This window comes from Streptomyces sp. NPDC015131 (assembly GCF_043079975.1).
Taxonomy (GTDB): domain Bacteria; phylum Actinomycetota; class Actinomycetes; order Streptomycetales; family Streptomycetaceae; genus Streptomyces.
On record NZ_JBIBVB010000001.1, the window covers coordinates 333,486 to 349,605 of the forward strand.

Genomic DNA, 16,120 nt, shown 5'->3' on the forward strand with positions numbered 1-16,120 from the left:
GGGGTGGGGGCTCTCAGGAGGGCGTACGCCGGCGGAGGGCGCGCCGGACCGCCCGGGCCGCATGGCCGATGTACGCCACCGCGGCCTCCTCCGCCATCAGCATCGGCTGCCGCACCCACACCACGCTCCGCTCGGCCGCCTCCGCGACCGGGCAGGGCGCCGGGGACGCGACGTACGGCAGCCGGCTCAGCGAGCCGTAACCGGCGTCCAGCGGCACCCCCTCGGCGGCCATCGCGGCAAGGAACTCCTCCTTCGACCGGCCCCCGAACTCCTCCGCGTCGTACCGCAGCATCGCCAGGTGCCAGGTGTGGCGCGTGGTACCGGGCGGGACACCGACGGGGTCCAGGCCCGGGACACCGGCGAGGGCCTCGGCGAGCACCGCCGCCCCCCGCGCCCGGCGGTCGATCCACCCGTCGAGAAGGCCCAACTGCGGCTGGAGCAGCGCCGCCTGGAACTCCGTCATCCGCATATTCCAGCCCGCCTCCGGATGGTCGTACCAGCCGCCGCCCCGGCTGCGCCCCACGTTGTGCAGCGACCACACCCGCTCGTACAGGGCGCGGTCGCCGGTCACCACGATGCCGCCCTCGCCGGCCGTCATCGCCTTGCCGGACTGGAAGCTGAAGCACGCCACCCGCCCGAGCGAGCCCGCCGGCCGGCCGTGCCGGGCCGCGCCGTGCGCCTGTGCCGCGTCCTCCACCACCGGCAGCCCGGTGGCCCGCAGGGCGTCGGTGTCGGCGGGCGCACCCGCCAGATGCACCGCCACCACCGCCCTGGTGCGCGGACCGGTGACCGCCCGGACGGCCGCCGGGTCCAGGTGCAGGGTCGCCGCCGTCACATCGGCGGCCACCGGGACCGCCCCCGCCAGCACCACCGCCGTGGCGGTCGCCACGAAGGTGTACGCGGGGACGACCACCTCGTCCCCGGGCCCCACGCCCAGCGCCCGCAGCGCCAGGAACAGCGCCACCGTGCCGTTGACCGTGCACACCCCGTGGGCGGCGCCGCACCGCCGGGCGAACGCCGCCGCGAACTCCTCCGTCACCGTGCCGCTCGTCGCACCCCACCGGCCGCTGTCCAGCACGCCCAGCAGGGCGGCGCGCTGCTCGTCCGTCGGGGGCGGCGGCCAGGAGGGCCACCGGGGCGGACCGGTCACCCGATGCCCTTGAGCAGTCGGTCCATGGTGCCGTGCAGGACCTGCTCGCGGTCCTCCTCGGACAGGTCGGCGAGGAGCACCCGGCCCAGACCGGTCCGCAGGTCCAGGAAGACGGCGTCGGAACCGAACGCCACCCGGTCCGCCCCCGCCCCGGCCACCATCCGCGTCAGGTGACGGGCCGTCATCCGCGACCCGCAGGTCTCCAGCACCAGGTCCGGGCAGCGCCCCGCCGCGTCCAGCGCGGCGCCGAGGCCCTGCGGGAACAGCCCCGCGTGCCCCATCAGCAGGGGGACGCCCGGATGGCGGGGCGACACGGCCGCGAAGTGCCGGGGGTCGGCCCAGGCGCTGCCGTGCTCGCTGTGCGCGAGCACCGGCCGCCGCCGCTCGGCCGCCGCCTCGAAGGCGGGCGTGTACGCGGGGTCGTCCAGCGCCGTCTCGTGCACCTCGGGGTGGAGCTTGACCCCGATGACCCCGGGCACCTCCAGCAGGTCCCGCAGCCGCTCGGGGCCCTGCGGATCGTGCGGCTGGAACACGGCCCAGCCCAGCAGCCGCCCCGGGTGCGCCTCCAGGGCCCCGAGCAGCGCGGCGTTTCCGGCGCGCGCGTCGGGCCCCACCGCGAGCAGGTGCGACACACAGGCCGTGGCGACACCGCACCGGTCCATCATGGCCACCAGGCTTTCCGCCGAACCGTCCGGGATCGCGAAGGCCCCCCACCGCCCGATGTGCGCGTGCGCGTCGACGACGTCCATCGCCGGGCGGCGCCCGGGCGCGCTCACCGCCCCGCGCCCATCAGCCGCAGGGCGTTGCCGCCCGCGATCAGCGCCGCGTCCGCCGCCGGCAGGTCCAGGAGGTCCAGCAGATGGCGGGGCCCGGCGTCGTCCGTGTCCGGCGCGCCCGTCCCGAACAGCACCCGGTGCGCCCCGTACCGCCCGGCGATCCACTCCACCTGGCGGTGGCCGCAGAGCGTGGAGGTGTCCACGGACAGCCGTGGACAGATCTCCAGCAGCTCGGCCAGCTCCCGCAGCGCCCGGTAACCCGTGCCGGTGAGGACCACCCGGGGCGCCGGGGACAGGGCGGCCAGCGCGGACACCTCGGCGGCCGTGGTCTCGTCGCGGGCCAGCAGCACGGTGGTGCCGCCCGCCGCCAGCGCGGCCAGCAGCCGGCGGGCGTGCGGCCCGGTGAGCGACCAGCCGTGCCGCCGGGGGCACAGCCGCACCAGCGGGGCGCCGCCCGACCAGGGCCCGGTGCCCAGCGGCCCGGGCACCAGGACCGGCACGGGCCGCAGCCGGGGGCTGCCGACCCGGTCCAGGGCCTCATTGCCGTCGCGCGGGTCCTGGTGGACGGCGTGGGAGTGGACGACGCACGCCGTGTCGATGCGCAGCCGGTCCAGCTCGGCGAGCAGACCGTCCTCGTCCCGGCTGGGGACGTCGTCGTGGGGGAGCGGGCCGAGCGTGCGGTTGATGTCGACGACGGTGGTCATGACTTCATGCCGCTGGTGGCGATGGAGTCGGTCAGATACCGCTGGAGCAGGCCGAAGACGAGCAGGCAGGGGATCACGGTGATGGTGGCACCGGCCATGATCTGGTTGATGGTCACGTTCTCCCCCTCCAGCGTGGCCAGCCCGACCGTCAGCGTCCGCATCGCCTCGGACTGGCCGATGACCAGCGGCCACAGGAAGTCGTTCCAGTGCCAGAGGAAGACGAACACCCCGAGCGTCGCCAGCACCGGCCGGATCAGCGGGAGGACCACGGTGGTGAACACCCGCCACTCCGACGCCCCGTCGATCTTCGCGGCCTCGAACAGCTCGTCCGGGAGCTGCACGATGAACTGCCGCATCAGGAAGACCGCCTGCGAGTTCGCCAGCGTCGGGACGATCAGACCCCAGTAGGTGTCCACCCCGCCCATCTCGGAGACCAGGATGTAGTACGGGATGAGGGTCGCCTGGAACGGCACCATCAGCGTCGCCAGGAACGCCCAGAACAGCACCTCCCGGCCCGGGAAGCGCTTCTTTGCGAAGGCGTACCCGGCCATCGACGCGAACAGCAGGATGAGCACCACCGACACCAGCGAGTAGACCAGCGAGTTGAGCGCCCAGCGGGTGATGTCGGCGCTGCCCAGGACCTCGGTGAAGTTGTGCAGGGTGGCCCGGGTGACGTCGAAGGCGCCCGGCAGGGTCTTGCCGCCGGGCGGCGCGAACGCCACCAGCACCATCACGACGAAGGGGGTGACGGTCACGAACGCGACCAGGACCAGCAGGACCGGCAGCCTCAGCCGCGCCATCAGTCCTCCTCCCTTCCGATGAGCCGGCGCTGGATCAGCGAGAAGACCAGGACCACCAGGAACAGGACCAGGCCGATCGCGCTGGCGTAGCCGAAGTCGAAGAACTTGAAGCCCGAGTCGTAGAGGAAGTACACGAGGGAGTAGCTGGCGCGCACCGGGCCGCCCGCGGTCATCACGTACATCGCGTCGAAGACCTGGAACGCCTGGATCGCCTCGATGACGAGGACGAAGAACAGGACGGGCCGCAGCAGCGGCAGCGTCACCCAGCGGAACCGCTGCCAGGCGCTCGCCCCGTCGATGGTGGCCGCCTCGGCGACCTCGCGCGGGATGGACTGGAGCCCCGCGAGCAGGATCAGCATCGAGTAGCCGAAGCCCTTCCAGGCCGAGGCCGCCGCGATCGAGGGCAGCACCAGCGACTCGTCCCCGAGGAAGTCGACCGGACCGGCGCCCAGGACGCCGAGGGCGGCGTTGAGCAGCCCGTCCTCCACCTCGTAGATCCACTTCCAGATGACTGCCGCCAGCACGATGCTGGTGACGTACGGCAGGAAGAACAGGCCCCGGAAGAAGCCGCGCAGCCACAGGGTGCGGTGCAGCAGCACGGCCGTGCCGAGCGCGAGCAGCACGGTCATCGGGACGTACAGCGCGGTGTAGACGGCGGTGACGCCGAGGCTCTCCCAGAACAGGTCGTCCTGGAGGAGCCGGGTGTAGTTGCCCGCCCCGATGAAGGTCCACTCGCCGCTGAGCCGGTAGTCGGTGAGGGACAGGAACGCGGCACCGAGGGTCGGCCCGAACCGGAAGACCAGGAACAGCGCCAGCATCGGCGCCACGAACGCCAGCCCGACCAGGGCCTCCCGCCACCGCACCGGATTCCGCCTCCGGCCCCCGCCCGCCGGGAGCTTCCCGGCGCCCGGGGGTGGGTGCGGCGCGGCCGGGGGCGGTGCGGCCACGGCTGTGGACAGGGCCCCGGCGGTACGGGGCAGGGCCTCCGCCCCGGCGGGCTCCGGCCACCCGCCGGACGCCGGCGCACCGGAAGCCGGCGTACCGGAGGCCGTACCGGGCATCGGCGTGCCCCTGGTGGGCGTGCCGATCGTGGTGCCGGGGCCGAGGCCCGCCCCCCGGCCGGCGGGACCGGAAACGGGGCCGGGAGCGGGGCCGCCGGGAGCGGGACCGCCAGGGCCGGGGCCGGGGCCCGTGGACTCCGGCTCCTCCTCGGACGCCTCTCGTGGCTCGACCCGGCTCAACGCTGCCGCGCCAGGAGGTCGTCGCCTTCCTTCGCCGCCGCCGCGAGCGCCTGCTCAGGCGTCTTCTTCCCGGTCAGCGCGGCCTGGATCTCCGGGGTGATCAGCGCCATGAGCTGGCGCGCGGCCGGGTGCGGCTCGCCGGGGAAGGTGGTCGCCAGCGCCGCCTCGTACTCCTTGGCGAAGGGGTGGTCGTTGGGCACGGTGACGTCCGTGCGCGGGGAGAAGAAGCCACCCGCCTTGCCCATGGAGGCGATCTGCGCGGGCTCGGTCATATAGGCGATGAACTTCTCCGCTCCGGCCAGGTTCTTCGTCCGGGCGTTGATGCCGAGGCCGCCCGGCATGCCGAAGCAGACCTGCTTGCGGGGGCCGGTGAGGGCGGGACCGACGATGACGTTCTCCTTGCCCCAGGTCTGCCCGGCGAGCACGGCGTCGGACGGGGTGTTGGTGAACCCCATCGCCACCTGCTGCTTGCCGAGGGCGTGGTCCGTGAAGAGGTTGGCGTTGGTGAGCGCCGACCTCGGCACGGCGCCGCTCTTGTAAAGGTCGACGAGGAAGGTCAGTGCCTCCACGCCCTCGCGGCTGTTGAACGCGGTCTTCTTGCCGCTCTCGTCGAAGACCCGGCCGCCCGCCTGCCACAGCAGCGGGTAGAAGCTCATGTTGAGCGAGGCCTCGTTGCTCGCGGAGTAGTCGAGCGTGGCGACGCCGGCCTGCTTCAGCTTCGGGGCGGCGGCCCGGAGCGCGTCCCAGGTGGCGGGGGGCTCCTTTATCCCCGCCTTGGCCAGCAGCTTCTTGTTGTAGAGGGTGCTGGTGACGGTGTGGTAGATCGGCGCCGCGTAGACCTTGCCGTCCTGGGTCATGGCCTCCAGCGCGGTCGGGCGGAAGGCGGCCCGGGACTTCTCGATGGCCCGGTCGACGGGCTGCACCGCGCCGTTCGCCTGGAACTGGGGGATCTGGTCCGGGCCGAGCAGCACCACGTCCGGGCCCTTGCCGCTGCCGAAGGCGGTGGCCAGCTTCTGGTCGCGGTTCTCCCAGGGCAGCTGCTCGATGGCGAGGTCGAGCTCCTTGTGCGCGGTCTCGAAGCCCTTCTCGACTCCGTCCCAGTAGGTGGCGTTGGCCTTCGGATCCATGATCACCGGGTACATCCAGACGGTGACCCTGTTCGACCCCGAGGCGCTGTCGGCGCTGTTGCATCCGGCCGCGGTGAGCGCGGTGAGGGTGAGGAGTGCGAGAGGAACGGTGGCGCGCTTGAACCCTGTCTTCATGCTGGGCCTCCGGAAGGCCTGTCAAAACCTGGACAGTTTCGGCCTGGGCCGAAAGTAGCTGGGCTGTTTTGCACTGTCAATGCTGCGCGACCGCGCCGCCCGTGGCCATCCGGCAGGCCCCCGTGACCGGACTGTGGCCCGCCCCCCACTCTTTCGGACGACATGTCACCTCCGTTTCCGGACAGGGAGACGGACGGGCCGTCAGTGACGGCGGCCCCGTCGCCCGCGCCGGCCCGGCCCCGGCCGCCCGGACGGGCGCCGTTCCGAGGGGCTCCGGCCGCTGCCTCGTGTCGCAGTTGGGCCGAACGGGTGAGGGAGGCGAGGATAGGCGTATGAGTAGGTACGAGAGGTACGACGTCACCGACGAACAATGGGAGGGCCTGGCCCAGGTCGTCCCGCTGCGGGGGCGCAACGAGTGGCCGTCCCGGGTCGACCACAGCACCGTTCCGCACGACTACGAGGCCGCCGAGCAGCGCCGGATGGTCGTGCTGCGGGTCCAGGTCTTCGCCGACGCGCGCGAGGTCGCCGAGCACCTCATCGCCCAGGTGCCCGTCCTGCTGGACCTCACCGCCGCCGACACGGACGTCGCCAAGCGGATCCTCGACTTCAGCAGCGGTGTGGTCTTCGGGCTCGGCAGCGGGATGCACCGCGTCGACCGGAACGTCTTCCTCCTGGCCCCGGCGGGCACGGAGGTCGAGGGCGCCGCCGCGGCCGCGGTCCCGCATTCCTGACGGTTCCCTCGTTCGTAGGAAGGCCCCCCGGCCGTAACGGTTCAGCACGACAGGGCCCTCGTACGGTCCCGGCATGCACGCAACCCGGCCCACGCCCACGCCGCCGCCCACCGCCGCCCCCGCCCGCCCCACCGTCACGGAATTACGGCTGTCCGCCTACAAGGCCCACCGCGGCGCCGCCTTCCGCCTCGGGCCGGTGACGCTGTTTGCGGGGGCGAGCGGCACCGGCAAGTCCAGCGCGCTGGAGGCGTACGAGGCGCTCGCGCTCCTCGGGGCGGGCGGCACGCTCGCCGACGCCTTCCCCGACCCGGTCGGCTGCGTGCCCGAGCGCGCCGAGGCGGACGCGGAGGGCCGGCGCGGCTTCCGGATCGGCTGCACCGTGGACGGCCCGGCCGGACCGGTACGGCTCGACCTGGCCGTCCAGGTGGTGCCGGAGCTGCGTGTGGTCGGCGAGCGGCTCAGGACCGGTGACGGGCGGACCCTGCTCACCACGGCCCTGCGCGACCCCTCGCGCGACACCGTGCAGGCCGAGTGGCACACCGCCGGCTCCGTGCCCGTCACCCGGGCCCCGCTCCCCGGCGACCGGCTCGGCACCGCGCTGCTGCCGCTGCGCGTGTCGGGCCGTACGGAGGGGCAGCGCCAGGTGCTCGCCGCCGCCGAACAGGTCGTCGTGGCCCTGCGCTCCGTCTTCCCGTGCGACCCGCAGCCGCAGGGGATGCGTGCCCCCGTGCCGGCGGGCGAGGGGCGGCTGCGGCGCGGCTGCGACAACCTCGCGGAGGTGCTGCACCGCACGAGGACCGGCTGTGCGCGGCGGCACGCCCGGCTGGCGGCGGTCGCCCGCGCCGGCTGCTCGGGGCCGGTGCGGGACCTGGACGTCGAGGAGCTGGCCGACGGGCGGGTGCGGGCGGTGCTGGGGCGCGGCGCCGAGGGCGGCATGCCCGTCGGCCGGCTCGGCGAGGGCGAGCTGCGCTACCTCGCCCTCGCGCTGGTGCTCCTCACCGGGCCCGGTGTGCTCGCCATGGACCCGGTGGCCGAGGTGCCGCCCGCGATGCAGACCCTGACCGTGCTCGCGGACGGCTTCGACCGGGGGCTCGACCGCCGCCAGACGCGGGAACTGGCCGCGCTGGCCGCCCAGATCTGCGCCGACGGCCACATGCGCCTGGTGGGTACGGTCGGCGAGGCGGGCGCCAGGGCCGCGCGGGGCCGGGCCGGGGTGACAGTGGTAGACCTGAGCCCGTGACCGAACTGGATGTGCAGGGATTGCAGCGCAGGCTCGCCGACTTCGCCGCCTCGCGGGAGTGGCAGCCGTACCACACGCCGAAGAACCTCGCGGCGGCGCTCAGCGTCGAGGCGGCCGAACTGCTGGAGATCTTCCAGTGGTTGACGCCCGAGGAGGCGGCCCGGGTGATGGACGACCCGGAGGCCGCGCACCGGGTGCGGGACGAGGTGGCCGATGTGCTGGCCTACCTGCTCCAGTTCTGCGGGTCGCTGGGTGTCGATCCGCTGGCCGCGCTGTCCGCGAAGATCGACCGCAATGAGGTCCGCTTCCCGGTCGGAAGGCCCCCGGGGCGGGCCGCGCGGGCCACGCCGACACCGGATCGTCACTCTACGGAGTGATCCACTTATCCACACTGAGCTTCCTGTCCACAGATTTCCGAATTCCCCTGGCTTTTGGGTCGGTTCAGCTTCACTCTGGGTAGTGAACTGATGGGCGGACAGTCGTACGAACGGGGGCGGCGTACATGGAAGCGGAGCGGCTCATCGCGACCGGCCGGCGCGCCCTGGCGGACAGCCGGGTGGAGCTGGACATCGTGGGAGAGGCCTGGCAGGCCCAGATGCTCGCGCAGGCGATCGGCAGCCATCTGGTGCTGCACGGCCCCGTGGAGCTGAAGGGCGAGGCGCGGGGCCTCAGCGAGATAGGCAGCAGAGGAGGAGCGAGCCCCCACCACCCGGCGCGGGCACTGCGGCTGACGGGCATCTCCGACGTGCGCCGCGCGCTGCTGGGGCTGGGCGCGCTGCTCGGCGAGGTGGGCATCGCGCTGGTGGGCGTCGCCTGCGCGACCGACGAGGAGGGGCTGTACTGGCAGTGCATCGAGGCGATCGACGCGGCGGACGAGGCGGGTGACCGGGTGCACGGCATGCTCCGCCGCCTCGCCCTCCGGGAGCGGGCCAGACCCCCCGACGCCGCCGGCTCCTCGGCCGGCGCGGCCTGACCCACCCGCGCCCCGGCCCCGGCCCGTCCGGGTCCGGCCCCTCGCCCCGCCCGGCCCCGGACCGGGTGTCGGGATTCGGGCGCCGGATGCCGGGGGTGGGCGAGGTCGCGGGGAGGGGGTGGGCGTGCGTAGGCTCGGGCGATGACGCTGAGCGCAGCCCTGGCCGGGGTCTTCGACGACCTCGCGTCCGGTTACGACCACGAGCACCACGAGGCGGTCGCGCGGGCCCTGTTGGACCTGGTGCGACCCGGGCCGGCGGAGGCCGTCGCCGATGTGGCCTGCGGGGCGGGTGCCGTGGCCCTGCAGCTGGCGCGGAGCCGTCCCGCCACCGCGCCGCGGGTCCTCGCCGTCGACCTGTCGCCCGGCATGATCGCGGAAGGCCGGTCGCGGGCGGCAGCCGCCGGGGTGGGCGCGGCGATCGACTGGTGCCTCGCCGACGCTGTGCCGCTGCCGGTCGCCGGCCACTCCCTCGATGTCGTCCTCTGCGCGTCCTCGCTGCACTTCCTGGGCGGGCGGGCCCCGGCCGACTGGCGGCGCGCGCTGCGGCCGGGAGGGCGCGTGGGGTTCACCCTCCCGGCCGTCACGCACTTCCGGCCCTCCGCGCGCTTCTCGGCGCTCCTCGCGGCGGACGTCCCGCTCCCGCGCGGCGCCGGGGACGCCGACGCCTGGATCACCGCGCAGGGCTTCACCGGCGCGGTCTCCCGGGTCCATGACCTCGGCCCCCGCCGGGTGGTGGTGACCACGGCCGTCGCACCGGGCGGGCGCTGACCCGCAGGCTCAGCGCCACCGCCCGGCGGTGCGCCGCGCGGGCCCGCCCCGGGGTGGCGGCTCCAGGTAGCTCGCCCGGTCCGGGTCCCGGGCCCGGTGCAGCGGATCGCGCACGGCGCGGGCGGCCCACCCGACCGGGGTCAGCGCAGCGAAGTACAGCACGACCAGGCCCAGTTGTCCGAGGCGCTCAGTCCAGCGGGATCGCGGCACGCCAGTCGCCCTCCTCCCGCCACACCGGCTGGTCGCGCTTGTCCAGCAGGAAGTCGCCCAGCACCAGCAGGTCCATCCGGGTGCGCATGAAGCAGGCGTACGCCTCGGCGGGGTCGCGCACGATCGGCTCGCCACGCACATTGAACGAGGTGTTCACCAGCACCGGGCAGCCCGTCCGCCGCCGGAACGCGGTCAGCAGGGCGTGGAAGCGGGCGTTCTGCCCGGCGGAGACCGTCTGCACCCGGGCCGACCCGTCCACATGCGTCACCGCCGGGATCGCCGAGCGCGGCACCTTCAGCAGGTCGAGCCCGGACAGGCCCCAGGTCTCCGCCTCGCACTCCCGGAGCCGCGCCGCCGCCACCCGCGCGGTCAGCAGCATGTACGGGCTCTCCCCGGGGAGGTCGAACCAGTCCTTGGCGTCCTCGGCGAGCACCGCCGGGGCGAACGGCCGGAAGCTCTCCCGGAACTTGATCTTCAAGTTGAGGGTCGACTGGGCCTCCGGGTCCCTCGGGTCGGCCAGGATCGACCGGTTGCCCAGCGCCCGGGGGCCGAACTCCATCCGCCCCTGGAACCAGCCCACCACCTTCCCCTCGCCCAGCTCGGCGGCCACCCGCTCGACCAGCTCCGGCTGCGGCAGCCGTACGGCGGGGCACCCGCGCCGTTCCAGGAACCGGGCGATCTCCGCCGTACCGTACGCGGGGCCGAGCAGGGCGCCCGCCATGGCGTCGGAGCCACGCCCCACGTGCCCGCGGGCGCCGCCCCGGCGGTACGACTCCGCGAGGGCCGCCCCCAGCGCCCCGCCCGCGTCCCCGGCGGCCGGCTGCACCCACAACTCGCCGGCCACCCCCTCGTCCACGAGCCGCCCGTTCGCCACGCAGTTGAGCGCCACCCCGCCGGCCAGGCACAGCCGCCGCTCGCCCGTGCGCTCCAGGGCCGTCCGGGCCAGCCGCGACACCACCTCCTCGGTCACCGCCTGCACCGAGGCGGCCAGGTCGAACTCCCGCTGGGTGAGCGGCCCCTCGGGCGACCGGCGAGGGCCGCCGAACAGCTCCGCGAACGCCCGGCCCGTCATGGTCCGGCCGTACTGGAAGGTGAAGTACCGCAGGTCGAGCCGGAACGAACCGTCGGCCTTGACATCGATCAGCCGCTCCCGGATCAGCGGCGCCCAGCGCGGTTCGCCGTACGGGGCGAGCCCCATCAGCTTGTACTCGCCCGAGTCGACCCGGAAGCCGCAGAAGTGGGTGAACGCCGAGTACAGCAGCCCCAGGGAGTGCGGGAAGCGCAGCTCGGCCAGCGGCCGCAGCTCGGTGCCCCGGCCGTGCCAGAGCGTTGTCGTCGCCCACTCGCCGACACCGTCCACGCACAGCACCGCCGCCGACGGGAACGGGCTCGGCAGGAACGCGGAGGCGGCGTGCGAGAAGTGGTGCCGGTGCGCCACCACCGGCGGCAGCGGCCCCGCACCCGACAGCTCCCGCAGCTGCGCCCGTACGTCGTCCAGGGCGCGCCGCTTCCAGCCGGCCCACTGCGGGAAGGACCGGCGGAAGACGGGGAACCCCCGGGGCGCGGTGCCCAGCCAGGTGGCCATCACCCGGCGGAACTTCAGCGCGGGATCCTCGTAGAACGCCACCGCCGCCAGCTCGTCCAGCCGCAGTCCGGCCTCGCTCAGGCAATAGGCGACGGCCCGCGACGGAAACGCCGGGTCGTGCCGCCGCCTGCTGAACCGCTCCTCCTGCGCCGCGGCCACCGGGGCGCCCCCGGCCACCAGCGCCGCCGCGCTGTCGTGGTAGTAGGCCGAGATCCCCAGGACGGGACCGTCCACGCCACTGGCCCCGTCCACCCCACCGGCCCCGTCCACGCCACCGCCCCGGTGGTGCCCGTCGCCCCGCGTCCCCGCCATGTCAGAAGAGCGGGTAGACGGAGGCGTCGTCGCCGGGCTGCGGGCGCAACGTACGCGATGGCGACGTCGGCGACGGAGGCGGGTCGGGCGCCCGGTCCGGCGCGGGCGGGGGCGCCGCGCGCTTCCGGACCCGCAGCCGGGCCAGCAGGCGCCGGCCCGCCCGGGCGGGGCCGGCCCCGCGCTCCCGGTCCTCGCCGGGGGCCGTCACGCCAGGTCCAGACGGGCCGCCAGCTGCCGGGCCACCAGGTCGTACCCCAGGTCCGTGCAGTGCACCCGGTCGATGAACAGCCAGTCCTCCGGCGCCGCGGCCTCCCCGAGGGTGACGTTCATGTCGAGGAACGGCACGCCCAGCGCGGCGCACCCGGCGGCGAGCTGCCGCGCGTAGGAGCGGCCGACCGCCATCGTCGAGATGTCGTGGTGGAACCGGCGGAAGTTGGACACCTCGTCCAGCTCCTCGAACAGGAGCCGCTCCCGGGGCAGCGGCTCCTCGCGCACCCAGGGCGCCAGCGGCTGGAGGACGAACGACAGCCGCGCGCCCATGCCGTCGGCGAGCAGCTTCCAGCCCCGCAGGTGACGCAACGTCAGCTCCGTCGCGTGGGCGACCCGCCGCTCCGGCGGAGGGACGACGTCCGGGGCGGGACCGCAGTCGAAGAAGGCGCCGTGGCGGCCCTGCTTCTCCTCCGGCAGCCTGCTGAGCACCAGATTGTTCACCCCCGACAGCAGCACGATCTCCTCGACGGGCGGCAGCTCGTGCTGGAACAGGGTGCACAGCAGCAGCTCCTGTGCCGAATTGTGGCTCTGCCCGGCGAAGTTCAGCCACGGCAGCCGCGGGGCGTACGCGTTCCACAGGCGCGCCGCGACGGTGGCGGCGTCACCGGTGGCACCGACGCCGAACACGGCGGAACTGCCCGCCAGCAGGCGTGCGGGGCCCTCGGGCCGGTCGTCGCCGACCGTGGCCCACTGCCCGCCGGGGCCGGGGGTGACCCGGAAGCCGTGCCGGTCGGTGCGGTAGACGGGTGTCTTCTCGCCGCCGTACTGGAAGTAGCCCAGGTACGGCTGGTCCTCCAGGACGAACGTGTAGTGCTCCATGTGCGGGGCGTACTGGGCGCGGGGTGAGGTCATCGTTCGCGGGGCTCCCATCGGTGGGCGGACGGCACGGAGACGGCTGCTCAGCGGGGCGCGGCCGGGGGCGGCGGCGCGGGGAGGGAGCCGGGCCGGTCCTCGCGGATCAGGTCGGCGTTCACCGCCATGGCCGCCAGCCCGCCGCTGGCCGCGGCCATCGCCGCCTGCTGCATATTGCGTCCCAGGTCACCCGCCACATACAGCCGGGGAACGCTGGTGCGGCCCCGGTCGTCGGTCTGCACCGACTCCAGGTCCGGCGTGTCGATCCAGGGCCGCAGGGGCTCCGTACGGGGCTCCAGGTCGAGGTGCAGGAACAGCGCCCCGTACTGCGCCCCGCCGCCGTCCTCGAACGCGACACGTACGCCGTCGGGGTGCGGCTCCAGCCCCGCGACCCCGCCCGCGCGGACCGGCACCCCGGCCGCGGCCAGCAGGTCCCGCTCGTCCCGGGGCAGCTCCCGCCGGCCCGGCAGGTAGGTGATGTCGTCGGACCACACCGTCAGGGTCGACGCCAGGCACTCGCTCGGCACCGTCCCCCCGTACACCGCGAAAGGCCGCTCGCGCACCTCCCAGGCGTGGCAGTACGGGCACTCGAACACGGACTTCCCCCACAGGTCCGCGATGCCCGGTACGGGGGGCAGGACGGACCGCACCCCCGCCGCGTACAGCAGGGTGCGGGCGCGGAAGGTGCCGGACTCCTTGGTGGTGACCACCACATGGTCGTCCTCGCCGTGCGCGGACACCACCTCGTCGTCGCGGAACGTCACGTCGTACGCGCCGAGTTGGGCGCGCGAGCGGGCGCGGAAGTCGGCGATGTCCACCCCGTCGTTGGTGAGGACGTTGTGCATGACCCCGGCGGCCATGTTGCGGGCGTCACCGGAGTCGATCAGGAGCACCCGGCGGCGCGAACGGCCCAGGTAGAGCGCTCCGTTCAGGCCGGCCGGGCCGCCGCCGACGATCACCGTGTCGTAGAGCTGCGTGTCCAATGGTCACCCCTTGTCGGGTAGGTCGGTCGGACTCTGATCGGTCGGACGCTGATCGATGGGAGTCACGCGGTCACCGTCGCGCAGCGGGGCGAGCAGCAGCAGGGCACCCACGGCCAAGACGGCGCCGCAGACCACGAACACCGCGCGGACAGAGAGGAGTTCGGCGAGCAGCCCGCCCAGGAGCGCGCCGAGCGGCATGCTGCCCCAGGAGCACAACCGGGCGACGCTCATCACCCGGCCCTGGAGGTCCTCCGGGGTGAGCCGCTGGCGCAGCGACACGACCGGGATGTTCCAGCCCATCATGAAGACACCGTTCGCGGCGAGGATCAGCGCGGCGAGTACGGGCCCGGGGGCCGCGCCCAGCGCGGCGTACGCGAGCCCGGACGCCACCAGCGACCAGCGGGCCAGCCGCACGGCCGGCAGCCGGTCCGCCGCCCGGGGCGCCAGCCAGCTGCCCACGACGGCGCCGACCGACCCGGCGGCCAGCAGCAGCCCGTACCCGGTGCCGCTCAGTCCGAGCGTACGGTCGCTGAGCAGGACCAGCATCGAGAAGGTGGCCGAGAAGACCAGCCCGTACAGGCCGCTCGCGGCCAGCGTCCGGCGCAGCACGCGGTGGCGCAGCACGAAGCCGACGCCCTCCCGGATGTCTGTCAGCACCCCGCCGCCGCGCACCGGCCGGGGCGTGCCCGCCGCCCGGGGGAGGGGGGCGAGGCCCAGCAGGAGCAGCGCGGCCAGCGCGTACAGCCCGCCGCCCACGGCCAGCGCCGCCGCGGCGGCCAGCCCCGCGAGGAGCCCCGCCAGCGGCGGCCCGGCCATGTCGCCGAGCACGATCTGCGCCGCCGACAGCCGGCCGTTCGCCCGCTCCAGCTGCCGTTCGCCGACCAGGCGCGGCAGCATGGCGGGGGCGGCCGTGTCGGCCAGCGTCTCGGCGATGCCCAGCACGAACGCGAGGGCGTACAGCAGCGCGAGCGGCCGGTCCTGGGCGAGGACGAGCACCGCCCCGGCCAGCGCAGCGGCCCGGACCGCGTTGCTGCCGAGCACGACGAGCCTGCGGTCCGCCCGGTCCACCAGGACACCCGCCGGGAGCGCGAAGAGCAGCCACGGCAGCATGTTCACGGCGGTCAGTCCGGCGACCGCCGCCGGGTCGGGGTGGTGCGCGACGACCAGCAGCGGCAGCAGCGTCCGGGTGATGCCGTCGCCCGCGTTGGAGGCCGCGGCCGACGCCCAGAGCCAGCGGAACGGGCGGCCGAGGTCCGCCCCTCCCGGCGGGCGGGTGCCGGGCGAGGTGGTGCTAGCCAACGATGCTCCCTCCGTGCCAGCCGCGCCGTCCGAGCAGCCGCTCACCCAGCTCCGTCAGCCGGGCCGGCCCGTACAGCTCGGCCTCCACCTTCCGCACCCCGCCCTCCGGCGGGTGGGGCGGGACGCGGTCCCGCCAGAACCGGACCCGGGCCTCGCGCAGCGCGAGGTCGTCCTCCCAGGCGGGCGCCATGGTGAGGTACTGCGCCATGCGCACCCGTCGCTCGGAGACGTTCGGGTGGACGCCGTGCGGCAGCAGGCTGTTGAAGATGATCAGGTCGCCGGGGGAGACCTCGGGGGTGGTGACCGGGTAGCCGGAGATGTCGGGGGTGATGGGGTCCCGGCCGGCGGGCTGCCGGCTCAGCCACTTGTCCCACTCGGCGAAGATCTCCGGCACGCACTGGAAGCCGCCGATCTCCTCGTCGCCCTCCGTCAGCGACAGCACCGCCTGGCAGGTCACCGGCAGCGGGTCGGCGGAGGTGTCCACGTCCCAGTGGACGAACCCCCCGAAGGCCCGCTCGCCCCGGTTGGGCGGGTTGACGTTGGCGAAGTCGATGGTGACCCAGAGGTCCTCCCGGTCCCAGATGTCGGCGAACGCCCCGTGCACCCGGGGTGTCTGGCGCGCGTCCCACTGGGCCTGGTGGTTGTACATCTCGACCAGCCCGCTGTGGCCGGGCAGCCGGTCGTTGCCGGTGTGCGGCGAGGACCAGGTCGAGGGGTCGTCGGGGCGCATGTCGAGGAAGGAGAGCAGCCCGTCCACGAGCGCGGCGACCGTCGCGGGCGGCACCGCCCGGCGGACGATCACATAGCCCTGCTCGGTCCACTGCGTCCAGTCGGCGGGGGTCAGGACACCCAGCGGCCGCGTCTTGCGGATGTCGCGCAGCGGGGTGTCGGAACGAGGGGCGGGTGACGGCGAGTTGTCGGGGGTGTCGGGGGTGGCAGGGCTGTCGGGCACGTGCGCTCTCCA

Annotated in this window: 18 protein-coding genes; 5 read left to right on the plus strand and 13 right to left on the minus strand. The window is 74.5% G+C overall.

Annotation, left to right across the window (positions count from 1 at the left end; translation table 11 throughout):
- Window positions 1–13: 13 nt before the first annotated feature.
- From ACF08D_RS01265 to ACF08D_RS01290, 6 genes are all read right to left on the minus strand, one after another.
- On the minus strand, window positions 14–1,150 hold the full coding sequence (locus tag ACF08D_RS01265) for a DegT/DnrJ/EryC1/StrS family aminotransferase (protein ID WP_392220357.1): 1,137 nt from the start codon (window positions 1,148–1,150) through the stop codon (window positions 14–16).
- Window positions 1,147–1,926 carry an amidohydrolase family protein gene (locus tag ACF08D_RS01270; protein WP_392220359.1) on the minus strand — a complete coding sequence of 260 codons (780 nt, stop codon included), beginning with the start codon at window positions 1,924–1,926 and terminating at the stop codon, window positions 1,147–1,149. The genes ACF08D_RS01265 and ACF08D_RS01270 overlap by 4 nt, the downstream gene beginning before the upstream one ends.
- On the minus strand, window positions 1,923–2,630 hold the full coding sequence (locus ACF08D_RS01275; protein ID WP_392220361.1) for an amidohydrolase family protein: 708 nt from the start codon (window positions 2,628–2,630) through the stop codon (window positions 1,923–1,925). The genes ACF08D_RS01270 and ACF08D_RS01275 overlap by 4 nt, the downstream gene beginning before the upstream one ends.
- Window positions 2,627–3,430, minus strand: a complete 804-nt coding sequence (locus ACF08D_RS01280) for a carbohydrate ABC transporter permease (protein WP_392220363.1) — start codon at window positions 3,428–3,430, stop codon at window positions 2,627–2,629. The genes ACF08D_RS01275 and ACF08D_RS01280 overlap by 4 nt, the downstream gene beginning before the upstream one ends.
- Window positions 3,430–4,293, minus strand: a complete 864-nt coding sequence (locus ACF08D_RS01285; protein WP_392220365.1) for a carbohydrate ABC transporter permease — start codon at window positions 4,291–4,293, stop codon at window positions 3,430–3,432. Before ACF08D_RS01285 ends, ACF08D_RS01280 begins: the two co-directional genes overlap by 1 nt.
- Before the next feature lie 374 nt (window positions 4,294–4,667).
- Complete coding sequence (locus ACF08D_RS01290; protein WP_392220367.1) at window positions 4,668–5,933, minus strand: ABC transporter substrate-binding protein; 1,266 nt, start codon at window positions 5,931–5,933, stop codon at window positions 4,668–4,670.
- Between the two features lie 332 nt (window positions 5,934–6,265).
- Between ACF08D_RS01290 and ACF08D_RS01295 the strand changes: the two genes are divergently transcribed.
- The 5 genes from ACF08D_RS01295 (at window position 6,266) to ACF08D_RS01315 (ending at window position 9,645) form a co-directional block, all read left to right on the plus strand.
- Window positions 6,266–6,664 (plus strand): cell division protein SepF, encoded by a 399-nt coding sequence (locus ACF08D_RS01295; protein ID WP_392220369.1) that lies wholly within the window; start codon window positions 6,266–6,268, stop codon window positions 6,662–6,664.
- Between the two features lie 73 nt (window positions 6,665–6,737).
- Window positions 6,738–7,904: an AAA family ATPase gene (locus tag ACF08D_RS01300; protein ID WP_392220370.1), complete on the plus strand. Its 1,167-nt coding sequence runs from the start codon at window positions 6,738–6,740 to the stop codon at window positions 7,902–7,904.
- On the plus strand, window positions 7,901–8,281 hold the full coding sequence (locus ACF08D_RS01305; protein WP_392220371.1) for a nucleotide pyrophosphohydrolase: 381 nt from the start codon (window positions 7,901–7,903) through the stop codon (window positions 8,279–8,281). Before ACF08D_RS01300 ends, ACF08D_RS01305 begins: the two co-directional genes overlap by 4 nt.
- Before the next feature lie 125 nt (window positions 8,282–8,406).
- Window positions 8,407–8,877 (plus strand): DUF6099 family protein, encoded by a 471-nt coding sequence (locus tag ACF08D_RS01310; protein ID WP_392220373.1) that lies wholly within the window; start codon window positions 8,407–8,409, stop codon window positions 8,875–8,877.
- Window positions 8,878–9,018: 141 nt separating this feature from the next.
- The gene (locus ACF08D_RS01315) at window positions 9,019–9,645 is read left to right on the plus strand and encodes a class I SAM-dependent methyltransferase (RefSeq protein WP_392220374.1); all 627 of its coding nucleotides are present in this window, start codon (window positions 9,019–9,021) and stop codon (window positions 9,643–9,645) included.
- A gap of 9 nt (window positions 9,646–9,654) precedes the next feature.
- On the opposite strand, the gene ACF08D_RS01320 is transcribed toward ACF08D_RS01315, so the two are convergent.
- The 7 genes from ACF08D_RS01320 to ACF08D_RS01350 form a co-directional block, all read right to left on the minus strand.
- Window positions 9,655–9,855: a hypothetical protein gene (locus ACF08D_RS01320; protein WP_392220376.1), complete on the minus strand. Its 201-nt coding sequence runs from the start codon at window positions 9,853–9,855 to the stop codon at window positions 9,655–9,657.
- Window positions 9,833–11,674: a carbamoyltransferase gene (locus tag ACF08D_RS01325; protein WP_392220377.1), complete on the minus strand. Its 1,842-nt coding sequence runs from the start codon at window positions 11,672–11,674 to the stop codon at window positions 9,833–9,835. Before ACF08D_RS01325 ends, ACF08D_RS01320 begins: the two co-directional genes overlap by 23 nt.
- A gap of 79 nt (window positions 11,675–11,753) precedes the next feature.
- Entirely contained in the window at window positions 11,754–11,960 is a 207-nt protein-coding gene (locus ACF08D_RS01330) for a hypothetical protein (RefSeq protein WP_392220379.1), read from the minus strand.
- Window positions 11,957–12,874, minus strand: coding sequence for an SGNH/GDSL hydrolase family protein (locus ACF08D_RS01335; RefSeq protein ID WP_392220380.1), 918 nt, complete (start codon window positions 12,872–12,874; stop codon window positions 11,957–11,959). The genes ACF08D_RS01330 and ACF08D_RS01335 overlap by 4 nt, the downstream gene beginning before the upstream one ends.
- Window positions 12,875–12,921: 47 nt before the next feature.
- On the minus strand, window positions 12,922–13,857 hold the full coding sequence (locus tag ACF08D_RS01340; protein WP_392220382.1) for an NAD(P)/FAD-dependent oxidoreductase: 936 nt from the start codon (window positions 13,855–13,857) through the stop codon (window positions 12,922–12,924).
- 3 nt (window positions 13,858–13,860) lie between these two features.
- Window positions 13,861–15,156, minus strand: a complete 1,296-nt coding sequence (locus ACF08D_RS01345; RefSeq protein WP_392220383.1) for an MFS transporter — start codon at window positions 15,154–15,156, stop codon at window positions 13,861–13,863.
- Window positions 15,149–16,108, minus strand: coding sequence for a phytanoyl-CoA dioxygenase family protein (locus ACF08D_RS01350; protein WP_392220384.1), 960 nt, complete (start codon window positions 16,106–16,108; stop codon window positions 15,149–15,151). The genes ACF08D_RS01345 and ACF08D_RS01350 overlap by 8 nt, the downstream gene beginning before the upstream one ends.
- Window positions 16,109–16,120 lie beyond the last annotated feature (12 nt).